Raw genomic sequence first — 20015 nt, forward strand, 5'->3', positions numbered from 1 at the left:
CGTTCTGACCGACGACGTTTAACCGAACGCCCGAAAAGGGGCGGCATGGAGCCCGTCGACGACTGGCGCTCGGCGATCGCGGAGGCCGGGGAGCTGACCGGCCCGATCGCCGCGGCCATCGTCGACGAGCACGGGGACCGCGGGAAGCGCGCCATCGAGGCGGTCGGTGAGGGGCGGGTGAAACGCTATCGAGATTTCACCGTCGTCGTCGGCCACGACGACGAGTACGTCGTCGAGGAGGGCGAGTGTAACTGCGCGGACGCGACCTACAACCTCGACGCGGAGAACCCCTCCGAGCGCTGCTGGCACGCGATCGCGGTCGACGTGGCGGACGCGGTCGGCGCGGTCGACCACCACGACATGTGGTATTCGGAGGTCCGGGAGTTCCTGTGAAGCGGCGGCGGAACCGGTGTCCTGACCGATTCATCCACTGTTCACCCGGATGAGACCCCGACACGCCGGGTTTTCGACCGCTCAGTCGAAAACGTTTCAATGGCGGCCGGTCTGCCCTACGGTATGGCGGACTGTCCACTCGCCGACGACTGCCCCAGTTTCGACGAACGAATCGAGGGGATGGGGTGTCAACACTACGGCAACAAGGGCGGCGCGGAGTGGTGTAACCACTACGACATGCCCATCTACGAACTGAAACAGCAGCCGGTCCAGCCCGGCGAGGAGGTCGTCGTCGAGGTCGACGACATCCACGAGAGCGGCGCCGGCGTGGGGCGCACCGACGACGGGTTCATCGTGCTCGTCGACGGCCTGCTCCCCCCGGCCCGCGCCGAGGTTCGAATCCACCGGGTGAAGTCGAGCCACGCGACCGCGCAGGACGTGGTCGAGCGCCTCCCCGAGGATCCGGAGGAGGACGAGGCGGGCGAAGAGGACGGCGACGACATCGAAGGCGACGACGCCGACGAAGGCGACGGAGGGGATGGCGACCGGCGCCGCGACCGCCCCGACCGCGAGCGACTCGGCAGCCGGGAGAACTTCTGGGGCAAGTAGGCGCGTTCCGGGGACGGCCCCACCCCACGGACAGTCCGGACGTTACCGATCCGCCGCCCTGCTTGGTTCGTTCCCCTCTCGTGCCGCGCCGTCGCCGAAACCGCCGTTTTTTGAGCGCGCGTCCCCTGACGCCGGTATGGTCGCAGACGACGGGGACCCCGATCCCGACCCCGACGAGATCGACGCCGCGGCGCTGTTGGAGCGCGCGGGGTTCGACGCGGACGAGAGCGTCCTCACTCGCCGACAGGCCGAGGTGCTGGCCCTCCGCGAGCGGGGGCTCCGTCAGTCCGACATCGCGGATCGGCTCGGCACGTCGCGCGCCAACGTCTCCAGCGTCGAGGCCAGCGCTCGCGACAACGTGGCGAGCGCTCGCGAGACGATCGCGTTCGCGGAGGCGCTCTCCGCCCCCGTCCGCGTCGAGATCGAGCCGGGGACCGACCTCTACGACGCGCCGAAGCGCGTGTACGACGCCTGCGACGAGGCGGGCGTGAAGGTGAACCAGACCGCGCCGGACCTGATGAAGACGATCGGCGAGGGGGCGGGCGGCGCGGTCCGCGGGCGCGAGGTGCGCGACCGGCTGTTCGTCACCGTCGACACCGCGGGGACGATCCGCGTGCGGAAACCCTAGGTCGACGCCGGAACCGGCTCCCCGCGGTCACTCACTCCGCCAGCCGCTCGGCCACGCCCACGAGCGTCGCGCCCGCGGTCACGGTCGCCTCGCGGGCGATCGAGTAGACGATCCCGTCGCGGTCGGCCGCGGCTGTTTGGAGCGGCTCGAACGTCGCGGGGTCGTGGACGACGCCGAGCCGGTCGCCCGCCTCGATCTCGTCGCCGACCGAGAGGCCGCGCTCCGGGGTGAACAGCCCGGAGTCGGCGGCCTCGACGCGCCCGAGGTGGTTCCGCGCGACCGTGCCGTCCCACGGCGCCGGGTCGCCGGGCAGGATCCCCTCGTGTCGGAGCACGCCGATCACTCCCTCCACGCCGGCGTCGACCGCCTCGGGGACGATCTCGCGGCTGTGCGCGAGTTCGGGGGTGACCGTCGGAATGCCTTCACGGGTGGCGGCGACGCGAAGCTTGCCCGCGAAGCCGCGCTCCGACCACTCCGCGTCCGCCTCGTCGCCGGCGGCCTCCGCGAGCAGGATGTCGGTGCCGAACGCCTCCGCGAGCTCCCGACAGGCTGCGTCGTCGCGCATGTACACCGCGTGGGTGAGCATCGCGGGCGACCCGGTGTGGAGGTCGACGATCGCGTCCGCCGCGCTCGCGAACCGCCACAGCCGCGCCGCCATCCGCTCGTGGAGGGTCCCGTCGGCGTCGCCGGGCCAACACCGATTCATGTTCGAGTGGACCGCGTCGAGCGGCTCCGGAGTGGTGTACGAGACCCGGTCGAACGTGAGCGGGTCGGCGACGGGAACCGCCACGAGGGTGCCCGCGGGCGCCGCGTCGGGCGCGTCCCCGTCGCGTCCCGTCAGTCGCTCGTGGAGCCGGCGGAGGACCGCGGTTCCGTTCACCTCCCGACCGTGCTGGGCCGCCTGCGCGTAGACGACCGGGCCGCCGTCGGCGGGAACGTCGAGTTCGGGACCGTCCGGGCCGTCGACGAGGCGCCCTTCGCCGTAGGCGTGGACCGTCGTGCGGACCGGGACTCCCGAGGGCAGCCGCGCGAGGACGAGGTCGCGAGCGTCGTGCATACCGGAGCGTCGGTCCTGAGGGGCTTATAAGCCGGCGGCGGAGTCGACCGCGGAGACCCCGGCTCGTGTCCGCACCCGCGAGTGAGGGCGACTCGATGCGTCGACCACGGACGCTAAGTCGGTGGGCCGCCGATCCCGATCCGAGATGCGGGTCACCCTCCTCGGCACCGGCGATACGACCGGGACGCCGACGGTCGGCTGCGACTGCGACACCTGCGCCGCGGCGCGCGAGCGCGGGGTGTCGCGCTCGCGGTTCTCGGTCCACGTCGCGAACGAGCGCACCGGGGAGTCACTGCTCGTCGACTTCAGCCCCGACTTCAGGAGCCAGTTCCTGGACCGCGATGTCGCGCTGCCCGACGCCGGGCTCGTGACGCACATCCACTTCGACCACCTCGACGGGCTCGGCAACGTCTATCGGTTGGTCGACGGGCTGCCGGTCCACGCGCCGAGCGAGACCGATCCCGCCACCGACGAGAGCGTCGCGGAGACGATCCGCGCGAAGTACGACTACCTCGAGGACCGGATCGGCGTCCACGCCCGCGACCCGTTCGAACCCTTCGAGACGTGCGGGTTCGAGGTCCGGTTCGTCCCCGTCGACCACCCGCCGCTTCTGTGTTACGGCGTCGTCATCGAGGACCCCGAGACGGGCGGGACGCTCGCGCTCACGGGCGACACCAGCTACGACGTCCCGGAGCGGTCCAGAGAGGCGCTGTCCGACGCCGACCTCCTCCTCGCCGACGCCATCGTCCCCGCGTCGCTCTGCGAGCACCACCCGATCGGCGGGCGTCACGAGGACGCCGACGGCGTGCCGCGCACGTTCGGTACGAAGCACATGACCCGGGAGGGCGCGCTGGCGCTCGCCGACGAGCTGAACGCCGACCGCACCCGGCTCGTCCACCTCGCGCACTACTACCCGCCGGACGAGGCGTTCGCGGAGCCGCTCGCGGTCGACGGGGAAGTGTACGAGCTGTAGCGCGGAGCGAGCGGCCCGTGACGACGCTTTTGTCTCGCTAGCACGTACCACGGTCGAGATGGGAGCGAGAGCCCGACTCCGCGGGGCCGTCGACCGGCTGGAGCCGCCGCCGCGCGCGGTCGACTGGTCGCTGTTCGCGTTCGTCGTCGCCGAGGCGATCACCGGTCTGGTCTCGTTCACCGTGGGCGTCCCCGAGGGGTGGCCGCTGTTCTGGCTCCACCGCGCCCTCGGGGTCGGGATCGTCGCGCTGCTCGCGTGGAAGCTCGCGCGCGTTCGGCAGCGGCTCACCGACCCCGGCCTCTGGCGGCGGTCGACGGCGCTGTCGGTCCTGACGCTCGTCGCCGCGCTCGGCGCGCTGGCGACCGGCATCGCGTGGGTGTTCGGGCTCGACGTGCGGCTCTCCTACTGGACGCTCCTCTCCGTCCACGTCGGCTTCGGCCTCGCGCTCGTCCCGCTGGTGGGTGCGCACGCGGCGACCCGGTTCCGGCTCCCGCGGCGGGTCGACTTCGAGCGCCGCCGGACCGCGGTCCGGTACACCGTCCTGCTGGCCGCGGGCGCCGCGATGTACCGGCTCCAACAGGGGATCAACGACGCGCTCGACACCGCCGGGTCGGATCGGCGGTTCACCGGCTCACAGCCGCGGGCGGGCGCCGGAAACGGCGCGTTCCCGATCACCTCGTGGGTCGCCGACGACCCGGACCCGATCGACCGCGACGACTACCGGCTCCGGGTGGACGGGCTCGTGAGCGCCCCCGTGGATCTGACCGCCGCCGACCTCGCCGCCGACCACGAGGCCGAGCTCCTGCTCGACTGCACCAGCGGCTGGTACACGGTCCAGGAGTGGGGCGGGATCCGCGTCGGCGACCTGCTGGAGGCCGCCGGCGGAACGGCGACTGAGAACGCGGACCGCGAACCCGCATACGTCAGATTCACCTCCGTGACGGGGTACCGCTGGAGCCTCCCGCTCGACGAGGCCCGGGGCGCCCTGCTCGCCACGCACGTCGGCGGCGAGCGACTGAGCCACGGCCACGGTGCGCCCGCTCGGCTGGTCGCGCCCGACCGCCGCGGCTTCCAGTGGGTGAAGTGGGTGACGCGCGTGGAGGTCCGGTCCGAGTACGACCTGGGGCAGTGGGTCGTGACGCTGGTGAGCGGGTTCGATTAGGGGCAGCGGCGGCAGGAGAGCCGGACTACGCGTACTCGCTCCCGACGACCTCGCGGATGCGCTCCGCGGTCACCGGGCCGACGCCGTCGACCGCCAGCAGGTCGTCCTCGGGCGCGGTCATCACGGCCTCGACGGTGCCGAAGTGCTCGAGGAGGGTCCGCGCCGTGACGGGGCCGATGTCGGCGATCGAGGAGACGACGTACTCCTGCTGTTCCGCGCGGGTCTTCGTCGTCTTCTCGCCGTGGACGCTCACCTCGCGGTCGCGGGTCTCCTGCTCCCGTTTGGCGATCGTCGCGAGCAGTTCCGTGGTGTCCGACTCGCCCTCGGTGCGGAGGACGCTCACGTCGAAGTCGACCGCGAGCGACGCGAGCGCGCCGCGGATCGCGTTGGGGTCGATGTTGCGCTGGCCGTAGAGGTTCGTCCCCTCGACGACCATCACGGGGCGGGCGTACGCCCGCGAGAGCTCGCCGACCTGCTCGAACATCGACCGGTCGGCGTCGAGCATCGAGTCGACGAAGTCCGCCGCCGACTTGCGCTCGACGGCGACCCGGTCAGAGAGGACGTAGTCGCCGACCGCGAGCGTCTCCAGCCGCGTGACGAGCCCGTCGCGGGTCGAGAGGTCCTTCGCGATCGAGGAGTCGAGCTCGCGCTGGTCGACGACGACCTCGACGCCCTCGTCGACGCCGGCGGTGGCGACGACGCCGTCGTCGTCGCTGTCGCTCGCCTCGGCGTCGTCGCTCTCCCCGTCTTCGCCCCCCCTCGCCGCCGCGAAGTCGGTGAGGCCGGCGTCGCCGTCCCCGCTGTCGGTCGCCTCGCCGTCGGCCGCCTCGTCGCCGTCGGCTGCGGCTTCCCCGTCCGCGGCCGCCTCGTCGCCGTCGCCGCCGGAGGTCCCGGCGAACGCGTCGAGTCCCGCCTGGCCGTCGTCGCCGACGGTCTCCTCGATGTCGTCGGTGGCCTCCTTCAGCTCGGTGAGCTGGCTGGCCATCTTCTTCTCGCGGCGCCGCGAGATCCAGAAGAACGCCTCGTCGCGGGTGTCCTCGGCCATCAGGACGACGACCTTCCCCTCGGCCTGCCGGCCCGTCCGCCCCTTGCGCTGGATCGAGCGGATCGCGGTCGGGACCGGCTCGTAGAAGCAGACCAGATCGACCTCGGGCACGTCGAGCCCCTCTTCGGCGACGCTCGTGGAGACGAGCACCTCGAACTCGCCCGCCTTGAACTCGTCGAGCGTCTGCTGCTGCTGTTTCTGGCTCATCCCGTCGGAGCCGTCCTTGTCGCCCTGCCCGACGAACTTCCGCACGTCGAAGCTCGCGGAGAGGAACTCCACGAGCGCCTCGGCGGTGTCGCGGGACTCGGTGAACAGGATGGCGCGCTCGCCCCCGTTGATCCCGAGCGTCTCCGCGAGGAGGATCCGGGCCTTCGAAAACTTCGGGTGGAGCCCGTCGAACGACTCCGCCTTCCGCATCGCCTCGCGCACCTTCGGGTCCGCCACCATGCGCTGGCTCGCCTTCGACGCCCCCGACGAGCGGGCGGCCTCGCGCTGGCGCTCGAAGTAGCGCCGGACGGACTCGACCGACTGCGTCTCGACCAGCTCGGTCGCGCGCCGGAGCTTCATCACCTCGGCGTGGGTGGACATCCCCTTGTACCCCTCCGACTGGTCGTTGTCCATCATCTGCTTCAGCTGCCCCCGCATCTTGTTGAGGTCTTTCTGCGAGAGGTCGGGGTTCGTCGTGTTCGTCACGCCCAACTGTTTCAGCTTCTCGAGCCGGTCGGTGATCACCTCGTTGAGCGCGTCCCGGATGTCGAGGACCTCGTCCGGGAGCGTGACCTGCTCCCACTGCACGTCGGTGTCGTGGGTGTACTCGTCGACGTCGGCGTCGTCCTCGGTCATCACCTCGACGTTCACGAGCCCGAGGTTCTCACACACCGTCTCGATCTCCTCGGTGTCGCCGCCCGGCGAGGCCGACATCCCGGTGACGAGGGGATCGGCCGCGTCGGCGTGATAGCGCTCCGCGATGTAGACGTACGCGTAGTCGCCGGTCGCGCGGTGACACTCGTCGAAGGTGCAGTGGGTCACGTCGCGCAGCGAGATCCGGTTGCCGACCAGGTCGTTCTCGACGACCTGCGGGGTCGCGATCACGATCCGGGCGTCGTCCCACAGCGCGGCGCGGTCGTCCGGCTTCACGTCGCCGGTGAACACGACGATCTCGTCGTCGGGTATCGACAGCGCCTCGCGGTAGAAGTCGGCGTGCTGCTGGACGAGCGGTTTGGTCGGCGCCAAGAAGAGCGCCTTCCCGCCCGCTTCGTGGAGGCGTTCGGCCGTGACGAGCAGGCTGACCGTCGTCTTGCCGAGACCGGTCGGGAGACAGACGAGGGTGTGTTCGTCGGCGGCGGCGTCCGCCAGCTGGAGCTGGTAGCGGCGCCGCTGGAGGAAGTCGTCGACGAGCAGCGGTCTATCGATCCCGGCGGCCTCGGTCGCCATCGCCGGCTCTTGGCCGGCGCCGGCCTAAAGCCTTCGCGAAGCGGGGTGAAAGTTATCTGTCACCGGATCGCTCCTCTCGGAGCTCCTCCGGTACGTCCTCGTCGACCAGCTCCGCCCATTCTGCGAGCCGGTCACCGGATGGCGTTTGCGCACTCATCAGGCGACGGATCTCAGTGGTACGTATTAACACTTACCCCGATTCTACGCGATTTGATATCGTTTCGGGCGTCCGTCTCCCCCGCTCGTCCGATCGCCCTCGGAGTCGACTCGCACGCCTTTTACCGCTCACGCGCCTCGGGCCGGCATGAGCAACCTCGACGAGTTCCTCGCGGGCGAGCGGCTCGACGACGTGGTCTTCTACGTGAGCGACGCGTACCTGGACGACGACTCCCGGCTCCGCAACGTCGGAACCGAGACGGACGCCGGGGTCCGGCTGATCCTCGACGGCGAGACCGGTCGGTCCGCGTTCCAGGCCGGCACGGGCATGGGAGCGATGGAGTTCGCGAAGACCGCGATGGGCGCGGAGGGTGAGATCGCGCGGTCGCTGGACGGCGGAGCGTGCCCCTTCGCCGAGGAGACCTCCGACGAGGAGCACGAGGTCCAGTTCGTCTTCGCGTTCGCGGAGGCGAAAAACGAGGAGGTCGGCGGGATCTACGCCGACGGCGACGTGGTCCACGCCTACGCCCACTGCACCTGCGGCGAGAGCTACTCGCACAAGTGGGTCGTCGGCGACCGCGACGACTGAGGGCCGAGCGAGAGTCGACCGGGTGAGAGTCGACCGGGCGAACAGCCCGCCTCAGCCCGGATTCACTCCGAGTCCGGGGCGTCGTCCTCCGGCACCGACCCCTCCACGAGCGACTGGTCGGCGTACTGCTCGCGGAGGTCCTTCTTCGAGAACTTCCCGGTCGCGGTCTTCGGCACCTCGTCGATGAACTCCACCGCGTCCGGCACCCACCACTTCGGGTACTCGTCGCGGAGCCCGGTCTCGATCCGGTCGACGAGTTCGTCGCGGTCGGCGCCCTCGGCCGCGACGACGAACGCGACCGGGCGCTCCTGCCAGCGCTCGTGGGGCACGCCGACGACGGTCGCCTCGCTGACGCCGTCGTACGCCATGATCTCGTTTTCCAGCTCGACGCTGGAGATCCACTCGCCGCCGGACTTGATCACGTCTTTGGTGCGGTCGACGAGCTGCATGTAGCCGTCCTCGTCGACGGTGACCACGTCGCCGGTCTTCAGCCAGCCGTCGACGAACTCCGCCTCGTTGGCCTCCGGGCGCTTGAAGTACTCCTTCGTGACCCACGGGCCGCGGATGCGGAGCTCGCCGAAGTCCTCGCCGTTCCACGGCACCTCCTCTCCGTTCTCGTCGATCACCTCGAACTCCAGGCCGGGGACGACGAGCCCCTGTTTCGAGCGTTTGGTCACCTGCGTCTCGTAGTCCGCGTCGCGCAGGTCGTCGGTGAGGTGCGAGACGGTGCCGATCGGCGAGAGCTCCGTCATCCCCCACGCGTGGAGCACCTCGACGTCGCGCTCGTCGTACCACTCGATGAGCGCCCGCGGCGCCGCCGCGCCGCCGATGATCACGGTGTCGAGCGTCGAGAGGTCGACGTCGTTGCCGGCCTCGATGTACTCGCGGAGGCCGAGCCACACCGTCGGCACGCCCGCGGAGATCGTCACGCCCTCCTCCTCGATGAGGGCGGCGAGGTCCGCCGGTTCCGGGGAAGGACCGGGATACACGTGTTTCGCGCCCGCGGCGGTCGCGGTGAACGGCATCCCCCACGCGTTCACGTGGAACATGGGGACGACCGGCATGACAACGTCGGAGTCCTCCATCGGGATCCCCTGCGGCGTCTGGGAGGCCATCGTGTGGCTCCACAGCATCGACTGGGTGTACTCGACGCCCTTCGGCTTCCCCGTCGTGCCGGACGTGTAACAGAGGCCCGCGGGCTGGTCGCCGTCGAGGTCGGGCCAGTCGTAGTCGGTCGAGTGGTCCGCGACGAACGCCTCGTAGGGGGTCGCGTCGAGCGCGTCGATCTCGGACGACCCCATCACGACGAAGTCGACGCCGTCGAACTCGGCGGCGCCCTCGGCGGCGCCGGCGATCTTGGGGGCCAGCGACGGGTCGACGAAGATGATCTCGTCGTCGGCGTCGTCGACGATGTAGCGGATGTGTTCGTCGGGCAGGAGCGGGTTGATCGTGTGGAGCTGCGCGCCGGTGTTCGGGACGCCGAAGTACGTCTCGAAGTGGCGAGTGTGGTTCCAGCAGAACGTCGCGACCCGGTCGCCGCGCTCGATCCCGTGCGCGTCGAGCGCGTTCGCGAGCTGCGCGGTGCGGTCGGCGTACTCGGCGTACGTGTGTCGCGTGCGCCCCTCGTGGGTCCGAGAGACGATCTCGGTGTCCGGGTATAGTCGTTCGGCGCGCCACAGGAACGGTCGGAGCCTCTGGGAGTGTCCGCCGGGCATACCTCACACACCACGGGGGCGAGAACTATGAACGTTGTCATGGTTGATCGTGACGGTTGGGGATGGACGAATTCGACGAGGCAGTCGCTCGGCGGCGTGGTTGACAGCGAGACCGTCGAGGACCCGCACCTCGCAGCCCGTCGGCCACGCGGTGGCGCGCGGCCACCGGGTCGCCCGCTATCCCCTGAAGAGGCTCGCGTGGACCGGCGCGTGGTCGGGTTCGGGCCGCGCGGAGTCGTCGCCCTCGCCGCCGCCGTCGGAGATCGCCCGCCCCTCGACCCCCTCCGCGAGGAAGTCGCGGAGCGGCGGGCCGACGTGTTCGGGCTCGACGAGGAACGCGTCGTGGCCGTGGTCGGAGTCGATCACGTGGTGCGCGGTCGGGGCGTTACCGGCCCGGAAGGCGTCGGCGAGCGACGACGACTGCTCGACGGTGAAATGCCAGTCGGCGGTGAAGCTCAACAGGAGCGCCTCGCCGTCGAAGGCCCCGAGCGCGTCGGCGTCGGTGCCGTGGCCCGCCGCGAGGTCGTACTCGTCCATCGCGCGCGTGAGGTAGAGGTAGCTGTTCGCGTCGAACCGGTCGCTGAACCCCTCCGCCTGATAGTCGAGGTACGACTCCACCTCTCGATACGGGAAGAAGGCCGCCGTGGGCTCCGGCGGGAGCCCCAGATCGCCCTCCTCGCGCGTCAGCGAGTCGCGGCCCGCGGAGCGTCGCCCGAACTTCCGCTCCATCGACGCCTTCGAGAGGTACATGATGTGGCCGATCTGACGGGCCAGGGCGAGCCCCTCGTCGGGCGAGGGGCGGCCCTCGCCGTAGTAGTCCCCGCCGTTCCAGTTCGGATCCGCGCGGATCGCCCGTCGCGCGACCGCGTCGAGCGCGAGACACTGTGCGTCGAGCCGCCCGGCGGTCGCGATGGCGACCACGCGGTCGACGTCGTCCGGGTAGCGCTTCGCCCACTCCAGGGCGTTCATCCCGCCGACGCTCCCGCCGACGACGGCGCGGAGCCGGCCCACCCCGAGGTGGTCCAGCAGGCGGCGCTGCGCGCGCGTCCAGTCTTCGACCTGCACCGGCGGGTAGGCGGTCCCCCACCGGTCGTGGTCGGGCTCGTCGGGGAGGTCGAGGTCGGCGGGGCGCTCGCTCGCCGGTCCCGTGGTGCCGTAACAGGAGCCGGGGACGTTCGCGCAGACGACGTAGTACTCGGTGGTGTCGATCGCCTTCCCCGGGCCGACGATGTCGTCCCACCACGCGCGGGCCTGTCCGGCCTGCCCGCCCCCGCGGGTCTCCTCGTCGCGCTCCGGCGCGGGGGAGCGAGCGACGTTCTGGCTGCCGGTGAGGGCGTGACACACCAACACCACGTTGTCGCCGTCGAACTCACCGTGGGTCTCGTAGGCGACCTCCAGGTCGGGGACCGACTGGCCGCACTCGAAGGTGAACTCCCCGAGCGCGGCGATGCCGTGGTCCGCCGGAACGGCACTCACGGTGTCACACCTCCGTGCCGGACGCGGCGCGCTCGCCGGCGGCGAGCCCTCGGTCGAGGTCGTCGATCACGTCGTCCGCGTCCTCGATCCCGACGGAGAGGCGGAGCATCTCCGGGTGGACGCCGGCGAGCCGCTGCTGCGTCTCGTCCATCTGCGCGTGGGTGGTCGAGGCCGGGTGGATGACGAGCGTCTTCGCGTCGCCGATGTTCGCGAGGAAGCTCGTCAGATCGACCGCCTCGCAGAACGTCTTCGCGGCCTCGTAGCCGCCGTCGACGCCGAAGGTGACCATCCCGCCGTAGTCGTCGAGGTACGCGGCGGCGTTGTCGTGGCTCCGGTGGTCCTCGAAGCCGGGGTAGGCGACCCAGTCGACCCGGTCGTCGTCGCGGAGGAACTCGGCGACGGCCCGGGCGTTCTCGCAGTGGCGCTCCATCCGGAGCGGGAGGGTGTTGAGCCCCTGGATCGTCTGCCACGCGTCGAAGGGCGACTGCTGACCGCCCGTCGTCCGCACCGCGCGCTGGCGGGCGACGTTGGCGAAGGCGGCGTCGCCGAACTGCTCGACGAAGTCGATCGGGTAGGCGGGCGACTGGCCGTCGAGCTCGTCGTAGTCGGCGTCGGGGTGGTCCCACGGGAACTGTCCCCCGTCGACGACGACGCCGCCGACGGTGGTCCCGTTGCCCGTGATCCACTTCGTCGTCGACTCCCAGACGATGTCGGCGCCGTGGTCGAACGGCCGGCAGAGGGCGGGCGTGGCGAACGTGTTGTCGACCACGAGGGGGACGGCGTGTTCGTGGGCGACCTCGGCGAGCCGCTCGAAGTCGGGCGTGACGAGCGAGGGGTTCGCGACCGTCTCGACGTGCACGAACGCGGTGTCGTCGTCGATCACGTCCGCGTACGCCTCGTAATCGAGCGTGTCGACGAGCCGCGTCTCGACCCCGCGGCGGTTCGCGATGCTCGTGAGGTACGCGGCCGTGCCGCCGTACATCTCGGAGCTGGCGACGACGTTGTCGCCCGCAGTCGCGAGCACGGTGGTGATCGCGTCGAGCGCGGCCATCCCCGAGCCGGTCGCGACCGCGTCGGAGCCGCCCGACAGGTCGGCGAGGCGGTCCTCTAAGACGTTCACGGTCGGGTTAGAGATCCGGGAGTAGATGTCGCCCTCCGCCCGGAGCGCGTACATCTCCGCCGCCGTGTCCGCGTCATCGAAGACGTAGGAGGTCGTCTGGTGGATCGGGGTCGCTCGCGACCCGGTCGCCGGGTCGGCCTCGGCACCGGCGTGGAGACTCCGGGTGTTGAACCCACGTGTCATGTGTGTAGTGCATATATCTACAAATATCTATAACCGTCAGTTACGGCAAGTGATGCCTCGGCCTGCGCCGGATCGGCGGCGACGAGACGCGCGGGAGCCGCCCTCCCCGCTGCCGACCCGCCGAAGCGTGAGTTTATCCCCGATCGGGAGCCAACGGGTGGTAATGGCAGTCGCCGATTCTCCCGTGCCGGAGCTCGCCGAGCGCGCGGACGCCTGCGCCGACCGGCTCCGCGCCGCGGACCGCGTGCTGCTCGCGTCCCACATCGACGCCGACGGGCTCACCAGCGGCGCGATCGCCTCGACGGCGCTCGCGCGGGCGGGGATCGACCACGAGGTCGTCTTCGAGAAGCAGCTCGACGCCGAGTCGATCGCGGGTATCGCCGCCCGCGAGTTCAACGTGGTGCTGTTCACCGACTTCGGCTCCGGCCAGCTCGACGTGATCGCCGACCACGAGGACCGCGGCGACTTCGTCCCCGTGATCGCCGACCACCACCAGCCGGCCGACCGCGACACCGAGTTCCACCTCAACCCCTTACTCGAAGGGCTCAACGGCGCGAGCGAGCTGTCGGGGGCCGGTGCGAGCTACGTGCTCGCCCGCGCGTTGGAGGGGCCGGGCGGCGACAACCGCGATCTCGCCGCGCTGGCGGTGGTCGGCGCGGTCGGCGACATGCAGGACTCCGACGGCGGCCTCGTCGGCGCCAACGAGGCGGTCGTCGCCGACGGCGTCGACGCCGGCGTCGTCGAGGCGCAGACGGATCTGGACCTGTACGGCAGACAGACGCGCCCGCTCCCGAAGCTGCTGGAGTACGCTTCGGACGTGAAGATCCCGGGCGTGTCGAACGACGAGGCGGGCGCGATCTCCTTTCTCACCGGCCTCGACATCGACGTGAAACGCGACGGGGAGTGGCGCCGCTGGGTCGACCTCGACGGGGAGGAGCGACAGGTGCTCGCGTCCGCGCTGATGCGCCGGGCCGTCGCCTCCGGCGTCCCCGCCGACCGGATCGAGGCGCTCGTCGGCACCTCCTACACGCTCGTCGACGAGGAGCCCGGGACGGAGTTGCGGGACGTGAGCGAGTTCTCCACGCTCCTCAACGCCACCGCCCGGTACGAGCGGGCCGACGTGGGGCTCGCGGTGTGTCTCGGCGACCGCGGCGACGCGCTCGCCGAGGCGCGCCGGCTCCTCCGGACCCACCGAAAGAACCTCTCGGAGGGGCTCCAGTGGGTGAAAAACGAGGGCGTCACCGACGAGCAGCACCTCCAGTGGTTCGACGCCGGCTCGCGGATCCGCGAGACGATCGTCGGCATCGTCGCCGGGATGGCGATCGGCTCGCCGGCCCTCGACCGATCGAAGCCCGTGATCGCGTTCGCCGAGGAGAGCGCCGAGGAGCTGAAGGTGTCCTCGCGGGGGTCGCACGCGTTGGTCCGACAGGGACTCGACCTCTCGGCGGTGATGCGGGAGGCGAGTCAGGCGGTCGGCGGCGACGGCGGCGGCCACGACGTGGCCGCGGGCGCGACCATCCCGATCGACGAGCGCGACGCGTTCATCGTCGAGGCGGACCGGATCGTCGGCGACCAGCTCGCGTGACCGGTCACCGCCACCCCGATCACTTCAGCGTGGCGTAGCTCAGCAGCGACACCGCGAGCAGTTCGAGCAGGCTCATCCCGAGGACGACTCGCCCCACCAGCGGGTCCATCGCGTACAGCGTGCGCATGCTGCTGAAAAAGAAGGCGATCGAGACCAGGTTTTCGACCAGCAGGACGGCGCTGAACCCCACCAGTCCCAGGAGGAGCGTCGAGCCGAACTCACGGTAGTTGTCGAGCCACACCGCGGCCAACACGGCCAACAGCGCGCTGTTGATCCCCGCGATCAACACGGCGACCCCGGTCGGCGACACGGGGTTCATTCGGTGTCCACCTCCGACGTGATCTCCTCGAACGCGTCCGTGTGGCGCTCGAAGCGGTCGGTCAGGAAGTAGAGCTTCCCGTAGTCGTGGTCGCTCGGCTCGACGACATCGTGGTCTTTCAGCATTTCGAGGTGGTGTGTGATCGTGTTGTAGTCGACGTCCAGTTCCTCCGCGAGTTCGTTGGCGTTCCGCGGGCGAGCGCGAAGTCTCCGGACGATCCGGACCCTGTTGGCGCCACCGCGACTCGCGACGAACAGGTACCACAGGGCCTTCTCCATCTGGCGTACTGGTGTGTCGGGGTGGGAATCAAATTCGTTTCGGCTCTGGCGGGGCGCTCTGGCGGCTGATCGCGTGGGATCGAACCGGACGCATCAGCCGACCGTTCGACGGACCCACCCCGTCGCGCCGCTCGGTGACGAGTCCGACGGCGCCCGGATCTGTCGGGCCCCCTCGCCGTCGACCGCGCGGACGACGACCTCGTGTTCGCCGTCGGGGTCGAAGACGTGCCGCCACTGCCGCCAGACGTCCGCGTCGGGGAGCGGGTCGGAGAGCGTCGCGTCGGTCCACGAATCGCCGCCGTCGGTCGACACCTCGACGCGCTCGATCCCGCGCGTCCCGGCGTAGGCGTGGCCCGCCAACTCGATCCGGCCGTCGCCGAGGTCCGTGATCCCCTCGTCCCAGAGCTTGGCGACCGTCTTCACCTCGCCGGTCCCCTCCCAGCCGCGCTCCTCCCAGTAGCCGTCGTCTTCGACGCGCAACAGCTCGATCTCCGAGAGCCACTTCACGTTCGTCTCCCCCCAGTGCCCCGGGATCAACACGCGAACCGGATGGCCGTGACCGGGCGGAAGCTCCTTCCCGTTCATCCCCCACGCGAGGAACCCCTCGGCGAGCACGTCGACCGGGAACTGGACGTAGTAGCCGTCCTCGCCGCGCAGCATCGCGCAGTCGCAGTCCCCCTGCGGGTCGACCGATTCCAGGAGCGGGCGGATCGGCGTCCCGGTCCAGACCGCGTTGTCCAGCTTGCGGCCGTTCAGGTCCTCGCCGACGCACCGCAGCGTGATCGCGCGGTGCTCGACGGGGCGGTCGGTCAGCTCGTCGAAGGTGACCGTCCGGTCGGTGCCGGTCTCGCCGGTGAACGTCAGCGACCACTCGCTCGCGGTGACCGCCGGGTCGAACTCCGCGATGTCGACGTTGTAGAACCCCCCGATCGGGCTCACCAGGTCGTGGAGATCGGCGCTCTCGACCGATAACGCGGCGTCGTCGAGCTCTTGAAGCCGCGCGGCCGCACCCTCGGACCGCGGAGCGTCGGCGAGCGGATCGTCGTCGGTGGCGAGCGCCCGACGCCCGACCGCGGTCGCGGCGACGAACCCGAGCGCCCCGGCGACGACGGCGAGCGTCCGTCGCCGAACCGCGTCGACACCGGCGGTCAGGCCGGCCGCGTCCGCGGAGTCGGTCCCCGACACCGAGTCGCCTGCGTCGGGGGACGAGGCGTCCCCGGCGGGCGGTCGCCCGGTCGGCGACCGCAGCCACCCTATCCCGACGACGGCCGCGCCGGGCAGCGCCGCGCCGAGCGCCTGCGTCGAGATCCCGGTGAGCCCCGCGGCGAGCAGCCACGACCCGACTCCCGCGGTCGCGACGCCGACCGCTCGCCGATCGGTGCGCGCGGCGAGCCGAAGGCCCGCGAACGCGACCGCGCCGAACAGCCCGACCACGACCGCGAACGCCATGCCGATGTGGATCAGGTGGCCCGCGTCGCCGAGCGTCTCGATCGCGAGCGTCACGATCGGCCCCGGCGTCAGGTTGACGATGGCCTGGTCGACCGGCCTGACGACGAACGACGGCGCCCACCCGGTGACCAGATACGAGCCGGCGACCGCGGCCCCCCCGGCCGCCGCCGCGAGGAGCGTATCTCGTTGGTTGGTACCTCTACCCATAGTGTATCTCGGGGTTACAGTTACTTGAACCACGTCCTCGGCGGACGGGCGTCCGCGGCCGTCGTCGGCACCGCTCAGTCGGCGCACGACTCCCCGGTCGTGCGCTTCCTGCGCCGGCGCCATCGGTCGACGTATCGGAGGGGTAAGGCGACGAGGAGACGACGCTCTCGGTCGGGACCCCGGCCGTGACCGACTCGGTCATCCGTCCTCACCGGCCATCCCGTCGTCGCTCATCCCGTCGCTCTCGTTATCCATCCCGTCGTCGCTCATCCCGTCGCTCTCGTTATCCATCCCGTCGTCGCTCATCCCGTTGTCGCTCATCTCGCCGCCGCTCTCGTTACCCATCTCGCCGTCGTCCGTCTCGCCACCGTCGTCCATCTGGTCATCAGTGTCATCGTCGCCGAGACAGCCGGCGAGCGCCAGCGTCACGAGTCCACCGCTCGTCACCAGGAACCGGCGCCGCGTGTTGTGTTCCGTCATGCTCTCGACGAGGGCGATGACGGGGATATAGATTTTTCAACTACTGGACAAATTTGGTGCGGAGTCGAGGCGAACTCCGTTCAAACTTCGTCCGAACTTCGGACGCAGTCGAGAGGTTCAGGAGAGAGACCATCAACGGTGACGAGAGCGGAAGCGGGCCGGCGAGCGAACCGGCGGCGGCAAGCGACAGCGAGCGGTCAGCGTCGCGTCAGGCCTCGCCGAGGTCGCGAAACATCGCGCGGTAGTCGTCGGACGACAGCGACTCGCCGAGCTCGTCGATGTCGGCGTCGAGGGCTTCGAGCCGCTCGACCAGATCGGCGTACGCCTCGTTCCCCTCGCGCTGGGCGGCTGGCTTCTGGGCGTTGAGCACCGCGCGCTTGCTCGCCAGCGCCGCGGCCTCCTGAATCATGTCGTCGTACTCGCTGCGAGCCAACAGCGTGTCGATCGCCGCCAGCAGCTTCGAGCGGCTGACGGGCTTCGTGAGATACAGGTCGAACCCCATATCGATGATGTCGAAATCCGGTTCCACCGCGGTGACCATCGCGACGCGACAGTCGTACCCCGCCTCGCGGATGTGATCGAGCACGTCGTCACCGCTCCCGTCGGGGAGGCGTCGGTCGAGCAACACCACGTCGACCGTGCCGTCGACCTGATCGATCGCCTCGGCGGTGGTCTCGGCGAGGTCGACGTCGTATTGCGTTTCGAGGAAGCCGGCGTACAGCGCGGCGATGTCGGGCTCGTCCTCGACGACGAGGACCGAGGGATCGCTCACCGCCGATCACCGTCGGGGGCGACGGGGGACGCTTCACCGGGCATACAAGAAGGGGCGGCGTGTCGAGGAATAAACCTGTCGGCGTCCGTGCGGCCGGTCCGTCGGATCGTCTTTTATGTACTCCCGTCGCCAAAGGAGGGACGAATGTCAGAACTCGTCTCGACCGGGGTCGAGGGGCTCGACTCGATCCTCTCCGGCGGAATCACGGAGCGGTCGACGGTCCTCGTCTCCGGAAACCCCGGTACCGGCAAGAGTATCTTCGGGATCCAGTACCTTCACCACGGCGTCACCGAACACGACGAACGCGGCGTGTACGTCTCCTTCGAGGAGGACGAAGCGGACATCCGCGGCGCCGCGGAGTCGATCGGCCTCGAGGGATTCGGCGACCTCGTCGACAGCGGCGACATCGTCATCCTCGACAAACGCGAGATGCTGCGGGAGACCGACTTCTCGACGGCGGTCGACAAACTCCTCGACACGATCGAGGACGGCGACTTCGACCGACTGGTGCTCGACTCGCTGTCGATGTTCCAGCTCTTCTTCGACGCCGAACAGGAGAAGCGGACGTACCTCCTGAAGTTCTCCGACATCCTCAAGGCCAACGGCCTTACCTCGCTGCTCATCAACGAACAGGGCGCTGTGTTCCCGGACACCGAAGTCGGATTGGAGAACTTCCTCACCGACGGGAACATCTACTTCATCCAGACGCCGACCGACTCCGGGGTCAACCGCTACGTGTGGGTGGCCAAGATGCGGAAGCAGGACATCGACACCGACATCTTCCCGATGGAGATCGGCGAGGGGGGGATCACCGTCCACGAGCGGGCCGGCGGGTTCTCGATGATGGGACGGTCGGACGAGCCGTCGTTCTAACGCCCGGCGAAAAAGCGACAGGCGAACAGGAGGACGGATCAGGGACGAAGCGGACGAGAGGGCGGATCAGGGACGGAGACGGCGTCGCGGGGACGAGTGCGAAGTGTTACTGTCCAGAGGAGAGGTCGCGCCACACGTCGTCGAGTCGGTTCTTCACCGCGGAGCGCTCCTCGACCTCGACGGTGAGCCCGTCGCGGAAGTCGACCTCGACTCCGTCGACCTTCCGGCGGTACACCTTCACCCGACGGTGCTCGTCCGAGAGCGGTCGGTCGTGGAGCTCCAAGAGGTCGGCCTCCTCCAGTTCGTTGATCCGACGGTAACACGTCGCGATCGGCACGTCAAGCTCGTCGCTCAGGTCCTGCGCGGACATCGCGTCGCCGGTCGCCGTCAGGATGTCCGTGTTGTACTTGTTGCCGAGCACCGTTATCAGATCGTCCCCCACCATTCACGTTATCGTTGTTGATTCTTGGAAGGTAAAAGGGTGCCGGTGATCGATACGGTTTGAGAATCCGGTTCGGCGGCGCGTCGGTCGCCGTAGCGGGGGTTAGCTCGACCCTGGCTATTCACCGGTGTTATCGCCGGTGATAGTCGCCACCGTAGATTTATACCCCGACTCCGGCCACAGCGTGTATGGAACTTATCGAGGGGTTGTATCTCATGACGACCACCGTGTTGGCGGGGGCGAGCGCGACGCTGCTCGCGTTCGCGATCTCCGCGTACCGGTCGTCGGGGCGGACAGCGATGGCGTATCTCGCGGTCGGATTCGGCCTCATCGTCCTCGCCGCCGTGGCGACGCCCGTCGCCGCCTTCCGGACATCCTTCGCGAACCCGCAGGCGCTGCTCCTCGTCAACACCGGCCTGATCGCGGGGTCGATGGCACTGGTCGCCGGGAGCCTCGCGGTGTACGAGCCCGGCACCCAGGAGTTCGTGATCCCCGACTCGGAACTGACACGGATTCAAGACCGCTGAGCGGCGCAGACGCGCAGGCGCCGCAATCGACACCGAAACCGGTTGACGCATTGACATCCTCCCCGCGCTGAAGCGCGAGGATTCCCACGGCACCGCGCCGCTGAGTTGGGATATTGTGGTTTACGATGTGGCCTGTTCTTGAGGCGCGAATGCGCCAGTTTCCTTGTCAAACAGGAACGTCGATGGCTGTGCCAACCAGCCGTTACTCCTATTCACCGAGAGATTCGGTGAACTCGGAGATACTTTTTGTCGAATGTTCTCGGCTCCGTTCACGTCCGCGTTCGCCGTCGTCCCGCACTCGTCGCACACGTACAACCCACGCTCGACACGGTTTGCATCGCACTTGCGACTACAGCACGAACACGATTTCGACGTATTCCCCTCAGACACCTCTTCAACGGTGATGTCTTCCATCTCAGCCTTGTAGGTGAGTAGCTCCGTGAAGCGGTCAAACGCCCACGAGTGAAGATCGAGGTTACCATGCTTGCCCCAGTTCTTCGACTCACCGTCCTCGTCGTCCTTACGGATGCCAGAGAGGTCGCC

21 protein-coding genes are annotated in these 20015 nt (G+C 69.5%); 9 read left to right on the top strand and 12 right to left on the bottom strand.

The features are described from left to right. Nucleotides 1-45 precede the first annotated feature (45 nt). The 3 genes from DJ69_RS00540 to DJ69_RS00550 all read left to right on the top strand — a co-directional run bounded on the left by DJ69_RS00540 (nt 46) and on the right by DJ69_RS00550 (nt 1630). A complete protein-coding gene (locus DJ69_RS00540; protein WP_099253816.1) occupies nt 46-393 on the top strand; it encodes a hypothetical protein in 348 nt (115 codons plus the stop codon). Between the two features lie 123 nt (nt 394-516). Then, entirely contained in the window at nt 517-1002 is a 486-nt protein-coding gene (locus DJ69_RS00545) for a TRAM domain-containing protein (protein ID WP_099253817.1), read from the top strand. Between the two features lie 136 nt (nt 1003-1138). Then, nucleotides 1139-1630 (top strand): Tfx family DNA-binding protein, encoded by a 492-nt coding sequence (locus tag DJ69_RS00550; protein ID WP_099253818.1) that lies wholly within the window; start codon nt 1139-1141, stop codon nt 1628-1630. Nucleotides 1631-1661: 31 nt separating this feature from the next. Here DJ69_RS00550 and DJ69_RS00555 read toward each other — a convergent pair whose 3' ends face one another. Then, nucleotides 1662-2687, bottom strand: coding sequence for a succinylglutamate desuccinylase/aspartoacylase family protein (locus tag DJ69_RS00555; RefSeq protein ID WP_099253819.1), 1026 nt, complete (start codon nt 2685-2687; stop codon nt 1662-1664). A gap of 145 nt (nt 2688-2832) precedes the next feature. Here DJ69_RS00555 and DJ69_RS00560 point away from each other — a divergent pair, with 145 nt between their 5' ends. Together DJ69_RS00560 and DJ69_RS00565 are read left to right on the top strand one after the other, a co-directional pair. Continuing rightward, entirely contained in the window at nt 2833-3660 is an 828-nt protein-coding gene (locus tag DJ69_RS00560) for an MBL fold metallo-hydrolase (RefSeq protein WP_099253820.1), read from the top strand. A 58-nt stretch (nt 3661-3718) separates the two neighbouring features. Then, nucleotides 3719-4822 (top strand): molybdopterin-dependent oxidoreductase, encoded by a 1104-nt coding sequence (locus DJ69_RS00565; RefSeq protein WP_099253821.1) that lies wholly within the window; start codon nt 3719-3721, stop codon nt 4820-4822. Nucleotides 4823-4847: 25 nt separating this feature from the next. Here DJ69_RS00565 and DJ69_RS00570 read toward each other — a convergent pair whose 3' ends face one another. Continuing rightward, nucleotides 4848-7301 (bottom strand): DEAD/DEAH box helicase, encoded by a 2454-nt coding sequence (locus DJ69_RS00570; RefSeq protein ID WP_099253822.1) that lies wholly within the window; start codon nt 7299-7301, stop codon nt 4848-4850. A 304-nt stretch (nt 7302-7605) separates the two neighbouring features. On the opposite strand from DJ69_RS00570, the gene DJ69_RS00575 reads away from it, so the two are divergent. Continuing rightward, a complete protein-coding gene (locus tag DJ69_RS00575) occupies nt 7606-8046 on the top strand; it encodes a DUF5807 family protein (RefSeq protein ID WP_099253823.1) in 441 nt (146 codons plus the stop codon). Between the two features lie 62 nt (nt 8047-8108). Here DJ69_RS00575 and DJ69_RS00580 read toward each other — a convergent pair whose 3' ends face one another. The 3 genes from DJ69_RS00580 to DJ69_RS00590 all read right to left on the bottom strand — a co-directional run bounded on the left by DJ69_RS00580 (nt 8109) and on the right by DJ69_RS00590 (nt 12540). Next, nucleotides 8109-9761: a long-chain fatty acid--CoA ligase gene (locus DJ69_RS00580; RefSeq protein WP_099253824.1), complete on the bottom strand. Its 1653-nt coding sequence runs from the start codon at nt 9759-9761 to the stop codon at nt 8109-8111. Nucleotides 9762-9938: 177 nt separating this feature from the next. Next, nucleotides 9939-11237 (bottom strand): homoserine O-acetyltransferase MetX, encoded by a 1299-nt coding sequence (metX, locus tag DJ69_RS00585; protein ID WP_099253825.1) that lies wholly within the window; start codon nt 11235-11237, stop codon nt 9939-9941. Between the two features lie 4 nt (nt 11238-11241). Further along, entirely contained in the window at nt 11242-12540 is a 1299-nt protein-coding gene (locus tag DJ69_RS00590; RefSeq protein WP_099253826.1) for an O-acetylhomoserine aminocarboxypropyltransferase/cysteine synthase family protein, read from the bottom strand. 163 nt (nt 12541-12703) lie between these two features. Between DJ69_RS00590 and DJ69_RS00595 the strand changes: the two genes are divergently transcribed. Beyond that, complete coding sequence (locus DJ69_RS00595) at nt 12704-14125, top strand: DHHA1 domain-containing protein (protein WP_099253827.1); 1422 nt, start codon at nt 12704-12706, stop codon at nt 14123-14125. 19 nt (nt 14126-14144) lie between these two features. On the opposite strand, the gene DJ69_RS00600 is transcribed toward DJ69_RS00595, so the two are convergent. The 5 genes from DJ69_RS00600 to DJ69_RS00620 form a co-directional block, all read right to left on the bottom strand. Further along, nucleotides 14145-14444 carry a hypothetical protein gene (locus DJ69_RS00600; protein WP_099253828.1) on the bottom strand — a complete coding sequence of 100 codons (300 nt, stop codon included), beginning with the start codon at nt 14442-14444 and terminating at the stop codon, nt 14145-14147. After that, nucleotides 14441-14722, bottom strand: a complete 282-nt coding sequence (locus DJ69_RS00605; RefSeq protein ID WP_099253829.1) for a winged helix-turn-helix domain-containing protein — start codon at nt 14720-14722, stop codon at nt 14441-14443. The genes DJ69_RS00600 and DJ69_RS00605 overlap by 4 nt, the downstream gene beginning before the upstream one ends. Before the next feature lie 93 nt (nt 14723-14815). Then, entirely contained in the window at nt 14816-16378 is a 1563-nt protein-coding gene (locus DJ69_RS00610; RefSeq protein WP_099253830.1) for a molybdopterin-dependent oxidoreductase, read from the bottom strand. Nucleotides 16379-16576: 198 nt separating this feature from the next. Next, complete coding sequence (locus tag DJ69_RS00615) at nt 16577-16858, bottom strand: hypothetical protein (RefSeq protein WP_099253831.1); 282 nt, start codon at nt 16856-16858, stop codon at nt 16577-16579. A gap of 208 nt (nt 16859-17066) precedes the next feature. Then, nucleotides 17067-17630, bottom strand: coding sequence for a HalX domain-containing protein (locus tag DJ69_RS00620; protein ID WP_099253832.1), 564 nt, complete (start codon nt 17628-17630; stop codon nt 17067-17069). A 144-nt stretch (nt 17631-17774) separates the two neighbouring features. Between DJ69_RS00620 and DJ69_RS00625 the strand changes: the two genes are divergently transcribed. Beyond that, nucleotides 17775-18503 (top strand): RAD55 family ATPase, encoded by a 729-nt coding sequence (locus DJ69_RS00625; protein WP_099253833.1) that lies wholly within the window; start codon nt 17775-17777, stop codon nt 18501-18503. Nucleotides 18504-18609: 106 nt separating this feature from the next. On the opposite strand, the gene DJ69_RS00630 is transcribed toward DJ69_RS00625, so the two are convergent. After that, nucleotides 18610-18948, bottom strand: a complete 339-nt coding sequence (locus DJ69_RS00630) for a helix-turn-helix domain-containing protein (protein ID WP_008847358.1) — start codon at nt 18946-18948, stop codon at nt 18610-18612. Nucleotides 18949-19133: 185 nt separating this feature from the next. On the opposite strand from DJ69_RS00630, the gene DJ69_RS00635 reads away from it, so the two are divergent. Further along, nucleotides 19134-19472: a hypothetical protein gene (locus DJ69_RS00635; protein ID WP_099253834.1), complete on the top strand. Its 339-nt coding sequence runs from the start codon at nt 19134-19136 to the stop codon at nt 19470-19472. Between the two features lie 120 nt (nt 19473-19592). Here DJ69_RS00635 and DJ69_RS18700 read toward each other — a convergent pair. Beyond that, the coding region (locus DJ69_RS18700; RefSeq protein ID WP_245851408.1) for a zinc ribbon domain-containing protein at nt 19593-20015 on the bottom strand (423 nt) is incomplete at its 5' end.

This window comes from Halorubrum persicum, from assembly GCF_002727125.1.
Classification (GTDB): Archaea; Halobacteriota; Halobacteria; order Halobacteriales; family Haloferacaceae; genus Halorubrum; species Halorubrum persicum.

What these genes read in the sequence shown, in the direction of transcription:
- DJ69_RS00610 (WP_099253830.1), bottom strand. Translation starts at nt 16,378, where the DNA reads ATGGGTAGAGGTACCAACCAACGAGATACGCTCCTCGCGGCGGCGGCC.
- DJ69_RS00595 (WP_099253827.1), top strand. Translation starts at nt 12,704, where the DNA reads ATGGCAGTCGCCGATTCTCCCGTGCCGGAGCTCGCCGAGCGCGCGGAC.
- DJ69_RS00600 (WP_099253828.1), bottom strand. Translation starts at nt 14,444, where the DNA reads ATGAACCCCGTGTCGCCGACCGGGGTCGCCGTGTTGATCGCGGGGATC.
- DJ69_RS00580 (WP_099253824.1), bottom strand. Translation starts at nt 9,761, where the DNA reads ATGCCCGGCGGACACTCCCAGAGGCTCCGACCGTTCCTGTGGCGCGCC.
- DJ69_RS00605 (WP_099253829.1), bottom strand. Translation starts at nt 14,722, where the DNA reads ATGGAGAAGGCCCTGTGGTACCTGTTCGTCGCGAGTCGCGGTGGCGCC.
- DJ69_RS00550 (WP_099253818.1), top strand. Translation starts at nt 1,139, where the DNA reads ATGGTCGCAGACGACGGGGACCCCGATCCCGACCCCGACGAGATCGAC.
- DJ69_RS00630 (WP_008847358.1), bottom strand. Translation starts at nt 18,948, where the DNA reads ATGGTGGGGGACGATCTGATAACGGTGCTCGGCAACAAGTACAACACG.
- DJ69_RS00625 (WP_099253833.1), top strand. Translation starts at nt 17,775, where the DNA reads ATGTCAGAACTCGTCTCGACCGGGGTCGAGGGGCTCGACTCGATCCTC.
- DJ69_RS00570 (WP_099253822.1), bottom strand. Translation starts at nt 7,301, where the DNA reads ATGGCGACCGAGGCCGCCGGGATCGATAGACCGCTGCTCGTCGACGAC.
- DJ69_RS00540 (WP_099253816.1), top strand. Translation starts at nt 46, where the DNA reads ATGGAGCCCGTCGACGACTGGCGCTCGGCGATCGCGGAGGCCGGGGAG.
- DJ69_RS00575 (WP_099253823.1), top strand. Translation starts at nt 7,606, where the DNA reads ATGAGCAACCTCGACGAGTTCCTCGCGGGCGAGCGGCTCGACGACGTG.
- DJ69_RS00565 (WP_099253821.1), top strand. Translation starts at nt 3,719, where the DNA reads ATGGGAGCGAGAGCCCGACTCCGCGGGGCCGTCGACCGGCTGGAGCCG.
- DJ69_RS00555 (WP_099253819.1), bottom strand. Translation starts at nt 2,687, where the DNA reads ATGCACGACGCTCGCGACCTCGTCCTCGCGCGGCTGCCCTCGGGAGTC.
- DJ69_RS00615 (WP_099253831.1), bottom strand. Translation starts at nt 16,858, where the DNA reads ATGACGGAACACAACACGCGGCGCCGGTTCCTGGTGACGAGCGGTGGA.
- DJ69_RS00590 (WP_099253826.1), bottom strand. Translation starts at nt 12,540, where the DNA reads ATGACACGTGGGTTCAACACCCGGAGTCTCCACGCCGGTGCCGAGGCC.
- DJ69_RS00635 (WP_099253834.1), top strand. Translation starts at nt 19,134, where the DNA reads ATGGAACTTATCGAGGGGTTGTATCTCATGACGACCACCGTGTTGGCG.
- DJ69_RS00560 (WP_099253820.1), top strand. Translation starts at nt 2,833, where the DNA reads ATGCGGGTCACCCTCCTCGGCACCGGCGATACGACCGGGACGCCGACG.
- DJ69_RS00545 (WP_099253817.1), top strand. Translation starts at nt 517, where the DNA reads ATGGCGGACTGTCCACTCGCCGACGACTGCCCCAGTTTCGACGAACGA.